Here is a 16,262-nt window from a genome sequence, read left to right as displayed (position 1 = left end):
GCCACGGCGGATCGGGGGAGGGGCGGCACGCCCCTCGGGGTCACTCCGGCTTCGGGTCCCAGCGGAAGCGGCGGATGGCGACGACCGCGCCCAGCGCGCCCCACAGGGCGAGGACGCCGAGGCTCTGCCAGGGGAAGGCCGCGTCGCCGGAGATGGAGCCGAGCAGGGCCTCGTTGAACGGCTTCACCGGGAGCGCCCCGGCGGCGAGGTTCAGCCAGTCGGCCTGGATGGGGATGTACGTCCCGGAGACGAACACCAGCGGGAAGAGGATGAACTGCACCACCGCCGGTGCCGCCTCCGCGTTGCGGATCAGCGAGGCGACGCCCACACCGATGGCGCAGAAGCTCGCCGCACCCAGGATCAGTGTCACCGTGATCGCGGGGAGCTGGGAGGCCTCGGGCAACGGCACGCCGTACAGGTTGCCGATGCCGATCACCAGGGCGATGTCGACGACGCTCACCATCACGCAGTGCGCCAGCAGGCCCATGAAGTACATCCAGGTCGGCAGCGGCGTGGCCCGCACTCGCTTGAGAATGCCGTCCTGGCGGCGGGTGGAGAGCACGATCGCGAGCTGGCTGTAGCAGGCGCTGAGCACCGACAGCGCGGCGATCGTCGCCACGTAGTACTGCAGCGGCGTCAGCCCGTCGTAGAACGGGCTCGCCTTGCCGCCCCGGAACAGCGCGCCGAAGATCGCGATGATCACGATCGGGAAGACGAACGTGAAGAAGGCGCTCTGCGGGTTGCGCCAGAACGTCAGCTGCTCGTACTTGATCTGGTGCCACAGCAGGGTCATGTCGCGGCGCGGTGCGGCCGGCGCGTCCGGCCGCACCGGGGGAGCGGCGGTGCTCATCGGGCACTCCTTTCCAGGACGGGCTCCGGCGAGCCCGTCTTCCGCCCGGCGCCCTCCGTGGTCGCGCTCTCCGTCGTCGCGGGCCCGTCTCCGGGTCCGTCTGCGGGCTCGTCCCCGGAAGCGGGACCGGACTCGCCGGTGAGGTTCAGGTAGACGTCCTCCAGACTGGGGCGGTCGACGCTCAGCCGGTCCAGGACGGCGCCGCGGTCCAGGGCCCAGCCGGTCAGCCGGTGCAGCGCCTCGGTGGGCTCGTCCGCCTCGACGGTGACCAGGCCCTCGGCCAGGACGGCGTCCGCGACCGGCAGGTCCTCCGCCGTGCAGCCCTCCGGGAGGGCGAAGCGGATGCGGGCCTTGGCGCTGTCCCGCCCGCCGAGCGTGGCCGGGGTGCCCGCGGACACGATCCGGCCCGCGGCGATCACCGCCACCCGGTCGGCGAGCTGCTGCGCCTCCTCCATGTAGTGCGTGGTGAGGAGGATGGTGGTGCCGGTGTCCCGCAGCCGGCGCACCAGCTCCCACGCGCCGCGCCGCGCGTTGGGGTCGAAACCGGTGGTCGGCTCGTCCAGGAACAGCAGGTCCGGGTCGCCGATCACGCCGAGCGCCAGGTCCAGGCGCCGCTTCTGGCCGCCGGAGAGGTTGCGGACCTTCTGCTTCTCCTTGCCCGCCAGGTCGACCAGCTCGATGACCTCGCCCACGTCGCGCGGCGTGCGGTAGTAGCCGGCGGCCCGGGTGATCGTCTCGCGCACGGTGAGGTACGGCTCGACGGCGATGTCCTGCAGGACCAGGCCGATGCGTTCGCGCAGCTCGCGGCCGTCGGCGCGGCTTCCCGGGTCCATGCCGAGCACCTCGACCGTGCCGGAGTCGCGCTTGCGGAAGCCCTCCAGGATCTCCAGGGTGGTGGACTTGCCGGCGCCGTTCGGGCCGAGCAGGGCGAAGATCTCGCCCTGCTCGACGTCGAAGCTGACGCCACGCACGGCATGCACCGAGCCGTACGACTTGCGCAGGTCCTCGACTACGACCGAACGCACGTGACCTCCAGGGTCAGATCGAGGTGGCGTCCGGCCATGCCCGGCGATCCCGTGACGCCGAACTGCGTCCGGTCCACGCGGGTGGTGGCGCGGGCGGTGAACCCGGCGGCCGTCGTCTTCGACTCCTCGACCCGCAGTGTCACCGGCTGCTCCACGCCGCAGGCGGTCAGGCGGCCGACGATCTGCGTGCCCTCCACCCGGTCGGAGACGAACGTCATGGTGGGGTGCGTGTCGGTGTCGAGGAACTTCGACGACTTCACGTCGCCGTCGCGGTGGTCGTTGCCGGTGTGGAAGCTGGTGGCGTCGACCTCCACCCGGACACGGGACTCGCCGACCGGCTCGGCGACGTCCACGGTGCCGCTGCGGACGGCGAACGTGCCCTTGACCGGCAGCAGCCCGAAGAGGTGTCTGCTGCGGAAGTGGATGGTCGAAGCGTCGGTGTCGATCGCGTACCTGCCCAGTGCGGGGGTCGCCGTCACGTCGTCCTGTGTCGCGTCCATGTCCCACATCCCATCGTGTGCCGGGGGTGCGGCGGCAGGGCGGAGGGGAGGGACCCGCAGCGACGAACGGTCCGCCGGACGGGAGCCGCATGCGACTTTCGTAGGGTCCGTCCCGGCGAAAGTCCGCTGTAGGGTGCCCGGCCGTGCGAGTGGCGTACCGTGCTGCGCATGACCAGCAGGAACGAAGCGCCCTGGCACCTGCGCCACTGGGCCGTCGTGGACGCGGCGATCGCCGCGTTCTTCGTGCTGCTGGACACCGGCCTGACGCTGGCCGGCACCACCTGGTGGCCGGAGCGGCCGGGCGCCCTGGCCTGGACGATGCTCGGCCTCCAGGCACTGGCCTGCGCCTCGCTAGCCGCCCGCCGCTGCGCGCCGATCGCCGTGGTGGTGGTGCTGGGCGCCTTCACTCTGGCGATCACGCTGCTCATCCACCCCTTCGGGGCGCTGACCCCGGCGCACGAGAACAACCTGTGGGCGCCGTTCGCCACCGTCCTCGCGGCGTACGGTCCGCTGTTCTACCAGCAGAACCGGCGGGCCGCGTTCGTCGCGCTCGCCGTGTTCACCCTGATCGTGATGCGGCCCTGGCAGCCGTCCTGGACGGTGCTGACCATCGGCCTGCTGCGCACCGCCGTCGGCCCGCTGCTCGCGCTGTACTTCGAGGCCCGCAGGAAGCTCGTGCTGGCCCTCACCGAACGCGCCGAGCGGGCCGAACGCGAACGCCACCTGCTCGCCGAACGCGCCCGCGCCGAGGAGCGCGCCCGGCTGGCCGGAGAGATGCACGACGTGGTGACGCACCGCGTCAGCCTGATGGCGCTCCAGGCGGGGGCGCTGCGGATGACCGCGACGGACGAGGCGACCCGGCGGGCCGCCGAGGACCTGCGGCAGGCCGGCTGCCAGGCGCTGGACGAGCTGCGCGACCTGGTCGGCATCCTGCGCACCGAGCCCGAGGGCGACGGGTCGCCGTCGGTGGCCGGGCTGCCCACGCTGGTCGCCGAGTCGGCGGGCGCGGGGGTCGACGCCGAGCTGCTGGAGGAGGGCGACCCGGGGCTGGCCTCGCCCGTGGTCGGCCGCACCGCGTACCGCATCGTGCGGGAGGCCCTGACCAACGCGCACAAGCACGCACCCGGCGCGAAGGTCGAGGTGCGCGTCCACTACGAGGAGTCGCAGGTGCGGATCGCCGTGCACAACACGCCGCCCACCGCGCGTCCCAGCAGGGAACTGGTGCGGACCGGCTCCGGCCTGGGCATCGTCAACCTGCGGCAGCGCGTCGAGGTGCTGCGCGGCACGCTGCGCGCCGGAAGCGCTCCCGACGGCGGGTTCTGCGTGGAGGCCACGCTGCCCGCGTACGTACCGACTGCGGAATCGGCGGTGTGACGGGCATGGTCCGGGTGGTGGTGGTCGACGACGAGCCGATGGTGTGCGTGTTCCTGCGCACGATCCTCGGCTCCGCCGAGGACATCGAGGTGGTCGACGAGGCGCACGACGGCGCCGCCGGCGTCGAGGCGGTGCAGCGCAGCAGGCCCGACGTGGTGCTGATGGACCTGCGGATGCCCGGCGTGGACGGCCTGACCGCCATCGAACGCATCGGGAAGCTTCCCGACCCGCCGGCCGTCGTGGTGCTGACGACCTTCGACGCCGACCACTACGTGATGCGGGCGCTGCGCGCGGGCGCCGCGGGCTTCCTGGTGAAGTCCACGCCCCCGGAGGACCTGATCGGGCTGGTGCGGGTGGCCGCCGAGGGCCACACCGTGCTGTCCGCGGCCGCCGCCCGTCGCCTGGTGGCCGCCTCCACCGACGGGCTGTCCGCCCGCGACCGGGCCCGGAAACTCGTCGAGGCGCTCACCGAACGCGAGGTCGAGGTGCTGGCCTGCCTCGGGGAGGGCATGTCCAACGCGCAGATCGCCTCCCGGCTGTACCTGTCGGAGGCCACCATCAAGGGCTACGTCTCACGGATGCTGGACAAACTGGAGTGCCGCAACCGCACCCAGGCCGGACTGATCGCCCACGAGGCGGGCGTCGCCCATCCCTGAGGGCCGGGGCCCGCACTCCTCCGGCCCGGCCGGGGCCCGGTCTCGCGGGCGTCAGACCGTCACACCGTCAGACCTGCCAAGGGGCGGTGCGCCGCTCCTCCACCAGCCGCTCCAGGACCGGCACCACCGCGCCCGGCGACGGACGGGAGACCGCCTCCTCGCGCAGCCGGTCCGCGTTCCGCCGGAACCCGTCGTCCGCCAGCATCCCGGCGATCCCGTCACGCACCTTCTCCGGCGTGACCTGGCTGCGCTCCAGCAGCAGCCCGGCGCCCTGCCGCTCCAGGCCCTCGCCGCGGTAGATCTGGTCGGCGACCGTGGTGGTGACGGTCATCTGCGGCACGCCGTACACCAGCGCGTTGGCGTAGGAGCCGAAACCGCCGTGGTGGATCAGCGCCGAGCAGCTGGGCAGCAGCGCGTGCAGCGGCACCGACTCCACCACCCGCACGTTGTCCGGCATGGTGCCGACCTCGCGCACCTGGGCGGGCAGCAGCGCCGCGACCACCTCGACGTCCAGTTCGGCCACCGCGGAGAGGATGTCGTTCTTCGACACGAAGTCGCCGCCGTACCGCTCGGTGTTGGACGCCCCCAGGCTCATGCACACGCGCGGGCGCTCCGGCGGGGTGCTCAGCCAGTCCGGCACCACCGCCGGACCGTTGTACGGCACGAAGCGCACCGGCGTGCGCCGCGCGTGCGTGTCGATGCCCAGGCTGTCCGGCAGGGGGTCCAGGGTCAGCTGCCCCGTGGTGAACTCCTCGGTGAAGACGCCGCCGAACTGCTCCGCCCGCTCGCCCAGCCACTCCGCCATCTGGTCGTGCCGCTCCTCCGGCGGCGCCTGCTCGTGCAGCTTCAGGAAGAGCTGCCGCTTCATCGTCCACACGTCGGCGAAGCACAGCGACCGGGCATGGGCGGCGCCGACGACGCCGGCGGCGATCGGGCCCGAGTAGGTCAGCGGGTCCCACACCACCAGGTCCGGCCGCCAGGACCGGGCGAAGTCCACCAGGCCCTCCATCATGGGCTCGTTGTACATCGCCGAGCCGTAGGCCGCGAGCGTGACCCGCGCCAGCTCGTCCTGGTAGTTCAGCTTCGCCGGGTCCAGCTCGTTGAAGCTGACCTTCTCCTCGACCTGGGTCTCCCGGTGGGCGGTCATCGCCTCGGTGATGCCGTCGTTGGTGCCCACGGCCACCGCCGTCATGCCGGTGCGCGCGATGACGTCGACGAACTCCACGCAGCTGGCGATGCGCACCTCGTGGCCCGCGGCGCGCATCGCCCAGGCCAGCGGCGTCATGCAGTACAGGTGCGACTTCTCCGGGATGGTCGCGAACAACACGCGCACAGTGCACTCCAGGGTGGGCGGGCGGGCCGGTGCCTCACCAGGTTCGGGGCGCCGCCGGGGGGCCGCGGGCGCGTGACGTGCGACTCGGGGGAAACACCCAGAGTTCCCCTGCCGACCACCGGCACGGGTGTCCCCGCGCTGCGCCCGCAGGAATAGTGACGCCCGGCGGGGCCGCCCGGACGACGTCGGCCCGCCCTTCGGCCGACCGATCGAGAAGGGCCGCTCATGCGTGCAGTCAGTCCCGCGGACCGTGAGCCGCCGACCGCGGTGGTGCTCGGCGCCGCCGGGTTCGTCGGCCGCAACGTCTGCGAGGCGCTGTCCGCGCGCGGCTGGTCCGTCGCCGCCGTCGTACGCCGCACCGCTTCCGGCCTGCCGCCGGGCTGCCGCACCGTACGGCTGGACCTGCTGCGTTCCGACGAGTCCGCGCTCCTTGCGCTGCTCGAAGCCGAACGCCCCACGCTGGTCGTCAACACCGCGGGCGCGCTGTGGAACGTCACCGACGAACAGCTCACCGAGGGCAACGTGACCCTGGTCCGGCGCCTCGTCGACGCCGTCGCGAAACTCCCGGCGCCCGCCCGGCTGGTCCACATCGGCTCCGCCTACGAGTACGGCGGCCAGAGCTCCGGAAGGCCGCTCACCGAGGACCTCCCGGAGCATCCCACCAGCCGCTACGCCCGTACCAAACTGGCCGGCACCCGGGTCCTCACCGACGCCGTCGCCGACGGCAGGATCGACGCGACCGTCCTGCGCATCGCCATGTCCGCCGGACCGTACGCCCCGCCGGACAGCCTCCTCGGCTCGCTCGCCCGCCGCATCGCGGAACAGCCCCGCGAACTGCGACTGCCGCCGCTCGCCGGTGTCCGCGAGATCGTCGACGTCCGGGACGTCGCCGACGCCGTGCGCCGCGCCGCCGACGCGCCGCGCGTACCGCCGCTCCTCAACATCGGATCCGGGACCGGCGTCCCGCTCACCGAGGCCGTGGACACCCTGATCCGCGTCACCGGCACGACCGCCGCCGTCCTGCGCAGCCCCGTCCCCGACGACGGCGGACACGCCCGCCGCGACGCCGGCATCGGCGAACAGCCGCTGGACGTGTCCCTCGCCCGCCGCGCACTCGGCTGGTCCCCGCACCACACCCTCGCCGACGCCCTCACGGCCCTGTGGGACACCGTCCCCGGGCGGCCCGACGCGTCGCCCGCACCCCTGACCACGACCTCGAACCTCGCAGTGGACGGAGAGAGCATTCATGGCTGACACGGACGTGCAGTCCATCCTCGAGCAGACGCGGAAGCTGCACCGCGACCGGGACGCGTCCGCGCAGGAGTTCCGCCCCGGAGTCACGCCGATCCTTCCCTCCGGCGCCGTCCTCGACGAGGACGACCGCGCCGCGCTCGTCGAGCAGGCCCTGGAGATGAAGATCGCCTCCGGCGCGAAGGCGCTGCTCTTCGAGCGCCGCTTCGCCAAGACCATCGGGGTCCGCAAGGCGCACCTGACCAACTCCGGGTCGTCCGCGAACCTCCTCGCCCTCGCCTCGCTGACCGTCCCCGAGCTGGAGGACCGCCGGCTGCGCCCCGGCGACGAGGTCATCACCGTCGCGGCGAGCTTCCCCACCACGGTCAACCCGATCCTCCAGTGCGGCGCGGTGCCGGTCTTCGTGGACGTCGACCTGGCCACCTACAACACCACGCTGGAGCGCATCGAGCAGGCGATCACGCCGCGCACCCGGGCCGTGATGATCGCCCACACGATGGGCAACCCGTTCCCCGCCGCCGAGATCGCCGAACTGTGCGCGGAACGCGACCTGTTCCTCATCGAGGACAACTGCGACGCCGTGGCGTCCACCTACAAGGGGAAGACCACCGGTACCTTCGGCGACTACTCGACGGTCAGCTTCTACCCGGCGCACCACCTGACCATGGGCGAGGGCGGCTGCGTCCTCAGCAACACCCTGGAACTGGCCCGCATCACCGAGTCGATGCGCGACTGGGGCCGCGACTGCTGGTGCGAGCCGGGCGAGGACAACAAGTGCCTCAAGCGCTACTCGTACCAGATGGGCGACCTGCCCCACGGGTACGACCACAAGTACATCTTCTCGCACGTCGGGTACAACCTGAAGTCCACCGACATCCAGGCCGCGCTGGGCCTCACCCAGCTCGCCAAGCTCGACGACTTCGTGGCCGCGCGCAAGCGCAACTGGCGGCGCATGCGCGAGCGGCTGGAGGGCGTGCCCGGCCTGCTGCTGCCGGAAGCCACCCCGGGCAGCGACCCGAGCTGGTTCGGCTTCGTCATCACCCTCACCGACGAGGCGAAGTTCGCGCGCGGGGAGCTGATCCAGTTCCTCAACGACCGCCGCATCGGCACGCGCCTGCTGTTCGCCGGCAACCTCCTGCGGCACCCCGCCTACAAGAACGAGAACTACCGGGTCAGCGGCGAGCTGACCAACAGCGACATCATCACCGAGCGGACCTTCTGGATCGGCGTCTATCCCGGCATCACCACCGAGATGATCGACTACATGACGGACTCCCTCCGCGAGTTCGTCGCCAAGCACGACTGAGGGGCAGGCGCACGCATGGCAGCACGGGACTCGTCCGAACCGCACAGAGCCGACGACCGGGCCGGCACGCGTCCGATCGGGCTGGGCGTCCTCGGCGCCGCCGACATCGCCTGGCGGAACGCGCTCCCCGCCGTGCAACGCTGCGACGGGCTGCGGCTCGTCGCCGTTGCCAGCCGCAGCGCCGAGAAGGCGGACCGCTTCGCCGACCGCTTCGACTGCGAGGCGGTCGACTCCTACCCGCGTCTGCTGGAGCGGGACGACGTCGAGGCCGTCTACGTCCCGCTGCCCAATGCGCTGCACGAGGAGTGGGCGGAGGCCGCGCTGCGGGCCGGCAAGCACGTGCTGGTGGAGAAGTCCCTGACGGTCGACGCGGAAGCGGCCCGGCGCCTCGCCGGTCTCGCCGAGGCGCGCGGCCTGGCGTTCATGGAGAACTTCACCTTCCTCTGCCACCCCCAGCACGACGAGGTCCGCAAGCTCGTCGCCGACGGAGCGATCGGCACGCCGCAGACGTTCACCGCCTCGCTCGGCATCCCGCGCGGCGGCGGCGACCTGATCCGCTACCGCCCCGAACTCGCCGGCGGCACCCTGCGGGAGAACGGCTGCTACCCGCTGCGCGCGGCGCTGCTGCACCTCGGCGACGACCTGCGCGTCCTCGGCGCACACCTGCGGACCGACCCGGCCACCGGCGTGGACGTCGCCGGCTCGGCGCTGCTCGCCGACGGCGCGGGGCTCACCGCGCAGTGCGACTTCGGGCTGGAGCACTCCTACCGCAACACGTACGCGCTCTGGGGCAGCGAGGGACGCGTCGAACTGGACTGGGCGTTCAACCCCAGGCCGGAGACGCGTCCGGTGCTGCGCCTGCAGCGCGGCGACGTGCGGGAGGAACGGGTGCTCGCGGCGGCCGACCAGTTCCAGCGCACCTTCGCCGCGTTCGCCGCGGCGTGCCGGGAGCCCGTCGCGCACCGTCACCACGCGCAGGACGCCGTCCGGCAGGCCACCGTGATGGAGGCCGTGCTGCGTGCGTCCACGCGCTGAGCGCGCCGCACCGGAACCGCCGGCACGGGCGGCCGGCGCCGGGCACGTCACCAGGAGCCGATGACCGGTGCGCCCGCGTCGTGCCGTCGCCAGGCCGCGTCGAGGCGCGTGAGCCGGGCCGCGGCGGCGACGCCGTGCACGGACGCGACCTTGCCGTCCCTGACGCCGAACGCCACGGCGCCCACGACCCGCCCGTCGACCACGGCCACGACCGCCGGGGAACCGTTGACCGGCGCGATGTACAGCGCGGGGGAGCCGCCGGCCAGCCGCCGCTTCGCCGGAGTGGGCCGGAACCCGGCCCGCAGGTGGGAGGCGACGCGCTCGCGCGTGGTGTAGCGCAGCGGCCGCCGGGCGAGTCCGGCGCCGTCCGAGACCGCGGTCACGTCGGCGGTGAGCATCGCCACCAGCCGTTCGGTGCGCCCGGACGTGGCGGCGGCCAGGAACTCCTCGACGATCCGCCGCGCGGCGTCGGGGTCCACCTCGCCGCCGCGCCGCTCGGCGGCGAGGTGGCGCCGGGCCCGGTGGACGTGCTGCTGGCTGGCGGACTCTGAGACGTCGAGGATGCCGGCGATCTCGGAGTGCGGGTAGGCGAAGGCCTCACGCAGCACGTAGGCGGCCCGCTCGACGGGTGAGAGGCGTTCCATGAGGGTCAGCACGGCCAGGGAAACCGACTCGCGCTGCGCGAAGGTGTCGGCCGGGCCGAGCATCGGGTCGCCCTCCAGGAGCGGCTCGGGCAGCCGGTCTCCGGCCGGCTGCTCGTGGCGCGCCCGCGCCGAGCGGAGCCGGTCGAGGCAGAGGTGGGTGACGACCTTGGTCAGCCACGCCTCCGGCACCTCGATGCGTTCCCGGTCCGCGGCCTGCCAGCGCAGGAACGCGTCCTGCACGGCGTCCTCGGCGTCGGCGGCCGAGCCGAGCAGGCGGTACGCCAGCGAGGCCAGCCGGGCCCGGCCGGCCTCGAAGCGTTCGACGGCTGCGGTGTCCACGCGGAAAGCCTATGCGGCGACCCTCGTACCGGCCCGTTCCGGCGCTGTGGCCAGCCGGCGCCTGCGCTTCGGCATGCCGAAGGTCGGGTGGGCGATGCCCCATCCGGCTCCCGTGAGCACGCCCGACTTGAGCCGCGCGGCGGTCCGGCCGCCCAGGTACCAGGACTTCGACCGGACGCTCCCGTCGACCATCTGGAAGAGCGCGTCCCGCCGTCCGAGGCTGATGTGGTTGCCGTAGTACTTCAGTCCGGTGGCCGGGACCTCGCCACCCGTCAGCCGCGCGATGATCGATGCGGTCGCCTGCATGTTCGTGAAGCCGGCGGAGGCGCAGGACATGGGCAGCGGCCGGCCGTTGTCGCCGATCGCGTAGGCGCAGTCGCCGGCGGCGTAGACGTCCGGGTGCGAGACCGAGCGCATGGTGCGGTCGACGACGATCTGACCGGTCCCGGCGACCTCCAGGCCGCTCGCGGCCGCGACCGGGTGCACGGCGAAGCCGGCCGACCACACCGTCACGTCGGCGGGCAGGGAACGCCCGTCGGCGGTGAGCGCACGGTCCGGCTCGACGGCGGCGACGGCCGTGTGCTCGTGCACGGTGACGCCGAGCCGGTCGAAGGCCCGGCGCAGGTGACGGCGGGCCCGCGGGGAGAGCCAGGCGCCCAGCTCGCCGCGGGCGGCGAGCGCGACGGACAGGTCGGGCCGTGACTCGGCGAACTCGGTCGCGGTCTCGATGCCGGTCAGGCCCTCGCCGACGACCAGCACGTCGCTGCCCCGGCCCAGGCCGGCCAGGCGCTCCCGCAGCCGCCGCGCCGAGGACAGGCCGGTCACGTCGAAGGCGTGCTCGGCCACACCGGGGACGTCGTGGTGGGCCACGGAGCTGCCGAGCGCGTAGAGCAGCGTGTCGTAGGACAGGGGGCCGTCCGGGGCATCCGAGTCGTGCGAGCCGTCGGAGCCGTCCTCCGCTGCGACGGCGACGGTGCGGCGCTCCGGGTCGACGCCGGTGACGCGCGCCAGACGCAATCGCACCCCGGTCCCCGCGAAGACGTCCGCGAGCGCGCGGAAGGCGAGGTCCTGGCCGCTCGCGTACTGGTGGAGCCGCATCCGCTCGACGAACTCGGGCGCGGCGTTGACGACGGTGATCTCGGTGTCCGCCGGAGAGAGCCGGCGTGCCAGGTTCCCGGCGGCGAAGGCCCCGGCGTATCCGGCGCCGAGAACGACGATGCGGTGCTTCATGGCTGGCTCCTGTCTCGTTCGCGTGCCCCTTGAACGGGGCGGCGGACCGATTGCTGACAGGAGCAACATGTGACGTGCATCACACACGCGGGATGGGGACTTCTCAGGCCCCCCGGGTCAGCGCGGCGGGGTCGAAGCGGGGCACCGCACCGAACTCCGCGGCGCGTCCGAGCAGCTCGCGCACCGCCTCGAAGCCCTTCGGCCCCAGGTCCTCGGTGTAGCCGTTGACGTACAGCCCGATGTGCTGTTCCTGCACCTCGGGCTTCATCTCCTGCGCGTGCTGCTGCACGTACGCACGCGACGCCTCCGGGTCCGCCCACGCGTGCCGCACCGACGCCCGCACCGCCTCCGTCACGGCCGCGATCCGCTCCGCACCCAGGGCGCGCCGGGCGACGATCGCCCCCAGCGGGATGGGCAGGCCGCTGCGCGCCTCCCACGCCTCGCCGAGATCCACCAGCCGGTGCAGCCCGAACTCGTGGAAGGTGAACCGCGCCTCGTGGATGACCAGTCCGGCGTCCACCTCGCCGTCCCGTACCGCCGGCATGATCGCGTGGAACGGCATCACGACCGTCCGCACCTCGTGGCCCGGCAGGGCCTGTTCCGCCCAGAGACGGAACAGCAGGTAGGCGGTGGACCGCTCGGTGGGGATCGCCACGGTCTTCCCGGCCAGCGCCGCCGGTTCGCACGCGTCGCGCGTGAGCAGCAGTGGCCCGCACCCGTGACCGAGCGCGCCGCCGCACGGCAGCAGGGCGTACTCGTCGAGCACGTGGGGCAGTGCCGCGTAGGAGATCTTCAGCACGTCCAGCCCGCTCTCGGCGGCCAGCCTGTTGGTGACGTCGATGTCGGCGATGGTGACGTCGGGTCGCGGCGCGTCCGGTAGCAGCCCCGCCGTCCAGGCGTGGAAGACGAACGTGTCGTTCGGGCACGGCGAGTAGGCCAGTGAAACCGAGCCGTCTCCGCTCACGGCTGTATCTCCCTCTCCGTCGGCTGAGGTGTCGCAGCAGTCGAGCACGACTCGCACACCGCGTGAGAGGCGCGGAAAAACGTGCACGAATGCACTGATGGATTCCTCAGACTCGACCGGGGAGACCGCGAAAAGGGGCCCGGCCGTCCGTGCCGCTGGCATCCTGGCGTACTGAGCGGTAGCCCGAGGACGGCGTGCACTCCGTGGCGGAGGCGGGATACCGCGGCACGCCCGCGAGGGCCGGGCGGCGGACGTGCCGCGGGCGGGCACCCCGTCGCCGGGGGCCGTTCGTCGCCCAGGGCGCGTGCGCGGGCGCATCGGTGCCCGGACGCGGGTCGGGGCGGGGGCTCCGGCGGCTCCGCCCGCGCTGTGGAGCAGGTCGGGGCCCTGTCCCGGGGGCTGTGAGTCTGGTTGCGAGGATGCATGCGCCTCCCGCCGCGGGGTATCGGTGGACGCACATCCCGCCACACCCGTCCCGGGGGTCCCCCTAGGCCGCCCCCGTATAGGGGTGCCCCGGACAGGGGTCCCCTAGAAAACCCCTCCGTGTTCCGCGGGAAAAGTGGACAGCGGTCCGGGGAGAAGATGAACCCCGGCAGGTCGCACCGGGAATCCGGCACCCCTAGCCGCAGGTCACGGCGCTGCGGTCGCCCTCGACGTCCGTTGACCCTCCTGAGGGGTCTCCTTAGACTCCCCGGCGTTCATTGAGGAACGCGATCGGGGAAGGTGCGACTCACATGGCGTTGACCAAGGATGGCGCAGACAGAGAACTTCAGTACGCCGGTGACGTGATTGCCGTTCCGGAATCTGAATTCAGTGTGAACGGTTTCTCCCAGCAGAATGCCGCGGCTGCGCGAAAGCCGTTCATTCCCCGGCAGGCCGGCCCGGTGGACGACGCCCCGCCCGCCGCCCGCCCGACGGCGTCCGCCGCCACCGACGCCGAGCTCCGCAGCGACGAGTACGGCGACGCGGTGCTCTCCCTCTTCGAGCGCTCCGGCATCGGCCTCGCGGTCCTCGACCCGACGCTGCGGGTGCGTGCCGTGAACAGCGCGTTCCTCACCCAGTGCGGCCGCGGCCGGGACGACATCGCGGAGCGCAGCTTCGCCGACTTCCTGCACCCCAGCGTGCGCCAGCACCTGATGCGCCAGTTCGGCCGCCTGGTGCAGGGCCACCACGCCCGGCTCGTGGGCCGGTCGATCGCGATGTGGTTCAACGACACGGCCGTCGCCGGAAAGCTGACCGCCTTTCCGGTGGACGACGACAACGGCCGCGGCACCATGATCCTGGTGCAGTTCACCCCGGAGAAGACCGAGGAGCCGCCGGCCCCGCCGGTGGGGTCGCAGCGGAAGCTGACGCCGCTCACCGCGAAGGTCCTGGAAGGTGTCGCCGCCGGCGACCCGACCGTGCGCCTCGCCGCGAAACTCTTCCTGAGCCGGCAGGGTATCGAATACCACGTCAGCATTCTGCTGCGGCAGTTCAAGGTGCCCAACCGCACCGCCCTGGCAGCGAAGGCATATTCCATGGGCATGTTCAGCATCGGCTGCTGGCCGCCCAAGGTGCTCCCGGACTACATCCGCACCGACCGCAACGGTTCCGAGCGCACGCGCCAGCCGGCCGCCGAGCGCCGCCGCGCGACCTCCTGACCCGGACGACCGGGGTCAGTCGACCCAGCCGTGTTCCTCGGCGAACCGGACCAGCGCCCGGCGCACCTCCAGGACCTGCCTGGCGGTCAGGTCCGGGCCGGCGGAGAGCAGCATCTCCGTGGCGATCCGGGTGAACTCCTCGCGGCCGAAGACCTCGCAGGTCTCCTCGCCGCCCTCCACGCTCCTGCCGCCGGCCGGTACGCCCCGGCCGGCGGCAGGAGCAGCGGGCGGGGCGGCACCCGCGGGCGGCGCGCCGACCACGTGGACGTCGAACGCCTTGAGCCCGCGCTCGCCGTCCACCACGGCGAACTCCACGCGGGTGCCGCAGGAGACCGAAGCCCCGGGCGGGCTCAGCTCGTTGACGTGGACGAAGACGTCCTCGCCGCCGCCGTCCGGCGTGATGAAGCCGTACCCCTTGGCGTCGTCGAAACGCACCACGATGCCCTGCGCCATGCCCCGCTCCCCGAAGACCGAAACCCGTCACCACGTCACTGCTCCGCGAACGGCGTGCACGGCCGCTGCGGGAGCCCGCAACGTAGCCGCAGGTCGGCCCGCCGGGCAACCGGCCGACCTCCGTGCACGGCCGGGTTGCCGCGGCGCGCACGGCCCCTCTGGCAGTTCTCTTAGTGACCCGGTGCGGCGGGGACCGCCCGGCCCGGCACGCCCTACCGTCGGACTCCCCGGGACGCGGGAGACCCGGTGGCCGGACGCGTACAGGCCATGTAGCTGATGGATGGATATGACCGACATCGAGACGCGGCGGGAACGTCCGGTCCGGCAACGCCCCGGCGGGCCCGGAACCGCGCGGCCCCTCGCCGACGTGCCACGAGCCCGCACGCCGCACGACGACGCGCCGCACTCTGACGCTCCGCATGCCGACGCTTCGCACGGCGGCCCGGCTCCCGGCGGAGCGGCGCACGCGGACGCCGCGGAGCTGCGTGCCCTGCCGCCGCTGGTCTTCGCCGGGGAGTGCGACCTCCTGAGGGAACGTCTGGCCCGGGTCGCCCGCGGCGAGGCCTTCGTCCTCCAGGGCGGCCTGCACGCGAAGACGTACGGGCGGGAGACCGCCGACGCCATCCGGGACACCCTGCGCACGATGATGCAGATGTCGGCGCTGCTCACCTACGCCACGTCCGTGCCGGTGGTGAAGGTCAGCCGCATCGCGCACTTCACCGACCCGCGGCGGCTGGTGGCGCGCTACCAGACCGCCGCCGCCGCGCTGAACCTCGTCCGCGCCTTCGCCTCCGGCGGCTACGCCGGACTGCGCCAGGTGCACGCGTGGAACCGGGAGTTCGTCGCCGCCTCGCCCTCCCGGGCCGGATACGAGCCGCTCAGCGCGCAGCTGGGCCGCGCGCTGGATTTCATGGACGCCTGCGGTCCCGGCTCCGCGGGCCCGGCCGACGTCGAGTTCTTCGCCTCCCACGAGGCGCGGCAGCCCGTCTACGAGAAGGAGCTCACCCGCATCGACTCGCGGGCCGGGGAGCCGTACAGCACGGCGAGTCACTTCGTGTGGATCGGGGAGCGGACGGGTGAGCTGGACGGCGCGTTCGTCGACCACCTCGCCCGCATCCGCAACCCGATCGGCATCGCGCTCGGCCCCGGCTGCGGACCGGACGACGCGTCGGCCCACCTGGACCGGTTCGACCCGGCAAGAGAACCGGGCCGCCTCACCTTCGTGGTCCGGATGGGCGCGGACGCGGTGCGCGAGACCCTGCCGGCCGTCATCGAGAAGGTCACCGCGCAGGGGCACCGGGCCGCCTGGATCTGCGACGCGATGCACCCCGGCGTCCCCCTCGGCGCCGACGGCGGCCCGCCCGGACCCCGCACCTTCGACGACGTGCTGGACGAGGTGACCGCCTTCTTCGAGGTGCACCGCGCACTGGGCACCCACCCGGGCGGACTGCACGTCGAGCTGACCGGCCGGGAGATCGGCGGCCCGGAGGACCGCGGCCTGCAGCGCCACCCCGCGCCCGACCGGGTGATGAGCCTGCCGCCGACCCCCTGCCTCACCCGGGCCGGTGCGCTGGACCTCGCCTTCCTGGTGGCCCAGACCTACCGCGACGGCTCCCGCTGACGCCCGACGCCTCACGCCCGACGCCTCACGCCCGCCGGAGC

Annotated in this window: 15 protein-coding genes; 7 read left to right on the top strand and 8 right to left on the bottom strand. The window is 73.1% G+C overall.

The features are described from left to right. Nucleotides 1–40: 40 nt before the first annotated feature. From K304_RS0110465 to K304_RS33975, 3 genes are read right to left on the bottom strand one after another with little or no spacing between them, the layout of a single operon-like run. Complete coding sequence (locus K304_RS0110465; protein ID WP_037789941.1) at nucleotides 41–850, bottom strand: ABC transporter permease; 810 nt, start codon at nucleotides 848–850, stop codon at nucleotides 41–43. Next, entirely contained in the window at nucleotides 847–1,875 is a 1,029-nt protein-coding gene (locus K304_RS33980; protein ID WP_106965567.1) for an ABC transporter ATP-binding protein, read from the bottom strand. The genes K304_RS0110465 and K304_RS33980 overlap by 4 nt, the downstream gene beginning before the upstream one ends. Then, nucleotides 1,860–2,375 (bottom strand): YceI family protein, encoded by a 516-nt coding sequence (locus tag K304_RS33975; protein WP_027763702.1) that lies wholly within the window; start codon nucleotides 2,373–2,375, stop codon nucleotides 1,860–1,862. The genes K304_RS33980 and K304_RS33975 overlap by 16 nt, the downstream gene beginning before the upstream one ends. 168 nt (nucleotides 2,376–2,543) lie before the next feature. Between K304_RS33975 and K304_RS0110450 the strand changes: the two genes are divergently transcribed. Both K304_RS0110450 and K304_RS0110445 read left to right on the top strand, forming a co-directional pair. Then, nucleotides 2,544–3,749, top strand: coding sequence for a histidine kinase (locus tag K304_RS0110450; RefSeq protein ID WP_037789939.1), 1,206 nt, complete (start codon nucleotides 2,544–2,546; stop codon nucleotides 3,747–3,749). A 5-nt stretch (nucleotides 3,750–3,754) separates the two neighbouring features. Then, nucleotides 3,755–4,405 (top strand): response regulator transcription factor, encoded by a 651-nt coding sequence (locus tag K304_RS0110445; RefSeq protein ID WP_027763700.1) that lies wholly within the window; start codon nucleotides 3,755–3,757, stop codon nucleotides 4,403–4,405. A gap of 67 nt (nucleotides 4,406–4,472) precedes the next feature. Here the strand turns inward: K304_RS0110445 and K304_RS28355 are convergent, their stop codons facing one another. Then, nucleotides 4,473–5,732 (bottom strand): activator-dependent family glycosyltransferase, encoded by a 1,260-nt coding sequence (locus tag K304_RS28355; protein ID WP_486591623.1) that lies wholly within the window; start codon nucleotides 5,730–5,732, stop codon nucleotides 4,473–4,475. Nucleotides 5,733–5,963: 231 nt separating this feature from the next. On the opposite strand from K304_RS28355, the gene K304_RS0110435 reads away from it, so the two are divergent. From K304_RS0110435 to K304_RS0110425, 3 genes are read left to right on the top strand one after another with little or no spacing between them, the layout of a single operon-like run. After that, nucleotides 5,964–6,992 carry an NAD-dependent epimerase/dehydratase family protein gene (locus K304_RS0110435; RefSeq protein WP_027763699.1) on the top strand — a complete coding sequence of 343 codons (1,029 nt, stop codon included), beginning with the start codon at nucleotides 5,964–5,966 and terminating at the stop codon, nucleotides 6,990–6,992. Continuing rightward, nucleotides 6,985–8,295, top strand: coding sequence for a lipopolysaccharide biosynthesis protein RfbH (rfbH, locus tag K304_RS0110430; RefSeq protein ID WP_027763698.1), 1,311 nt, complete (start codon nucleotides 6,985–6,987; stop codon nucleotides 8,293–8,295). The genes K304_RS0110435 and rfbH overlap by 8 nt, the downstream gene beginning before the upstream one ends. A 15-nt stretch (nucleotides 8,296–8,310) precedes the next feature. After that, nucleotides 8,311–9,330, top strand: a complete 1,020-nt coding sequence (locus K304_RS0110425; protein WP_078528888.1) for a Gfo/Idh/MocA family protein — start codon at nucleotides 8,311–8,313, stop codon at nucleotides 9,328–9,330. A gap of 47 nt (nucleotides 9,331–9,377) precedes the next feature. Here K304_RS0110425 and K304_RS0110420 read toward each other — a convergent pair whose 3' ends face one another. The 3 genes from K304_RS0110420 to K304_RS0110410 all read right to left on the bottom strand — a co-directional run bounded on the left by K304_RS0110420 (nucleotide 9,378) and on the right by K304_RS0110410 (nucleotide 12,507). Continuing rightward, on the bottom strand, nucleotides 9,378–10,313 hold the full coding sequence (locus K304_RS0110420) for a sigma-70 family RNA polymerase sigma factor (protein WP_027763696.1): 936 nt from the start codon (nucleotides 10,311–10,313) through the stop codon (nucleotides 9,378–9,380). 9 nt (nucleotides 10,314–10,322) lie between these two features. Further along, the gene (locus tag K304_RS0110415) at nucleotides 10,323–11,543 is read right to left on the bottom strand and encodes an FAD-dependent oxidoreductase (protein WP_027763695.1); all 1,221 of its coding nucleotides are present in this window, start codon (nucleotides 11,541–11,543) and stop codon (nucleotides 10,323–10,325) included. Between the two features lie 103 nt (nucleotides 11,544–11,646). Then, a complete protein-coding gene (locus K304_RS0110410) occupies nucleotides 11,647–12,507 on the bottom strand; it encodes a 1,4-dihydroxy-6-naphtoate synthase (protein WP_027763694.1) in 861 nt (286 codons plus the stop codon). Nucleotides 12,508–13,241: 734 nt separating this feature from the next. Here K304_RS0110410 and K304_RS28350 point away from each other — a divergent pair. Continuing rightward, nucleotides 13,242–14,147, top strand: a complete 906-nt coding sequence (locus tag K304_RS28350) for a PAS domain-containing protein (protein ID WP_078528884.1) — start codon at nucleotides 13,242–13,244, stop codon at nucleotides 14,145–14,147. Nucleotides 14,148–14,162: 15 nt separating this feature from the next. On the opposite strand, the gene K304_RS0110400 is transcribed toward K304_RS28350, so the two are convergent. Continuing rightward, complete coding sequence (locus K304_RS0110400) at nucleotides 14,163–14,600, bottom strand: cold-shock protein (RefSeq protein WP_027763693.1); 438 nt, start codon at nucleotides 14,598–14,600, stop codon at nucleotides 14,163–14,165. Nucleotides 14,601–14,886: 286 nt separating this feature from the next. Here K304_RS0110400 and K304_RS28345 point away from each other — a divergent pair, with 286 nt between their 5' ends. Continuing rightward, on the top strand, nucleotides 14,887–16,221 hold the full coding sequence (locus K304_RS28345) for a 3-deoxy-7-phosphoheptulonate synthase (RefSeq protein WP_078528882.1): 1,335 nt from the start codon (nucleotides 14,887–14,889) through the stop codon (nucleotides 16,219–16,221). The last annotated feature ends 41 nt before the right edge of the window (nucleotides 16,222–16,262 follow it).

The organism is Streptomyces sp. CNS606 (genome assembly GCF_000426325.1).
Note: the sequence above shows the minus strand (reverse complement) of the source record. Positions and strands in the feature narration are given on the sequence as shown.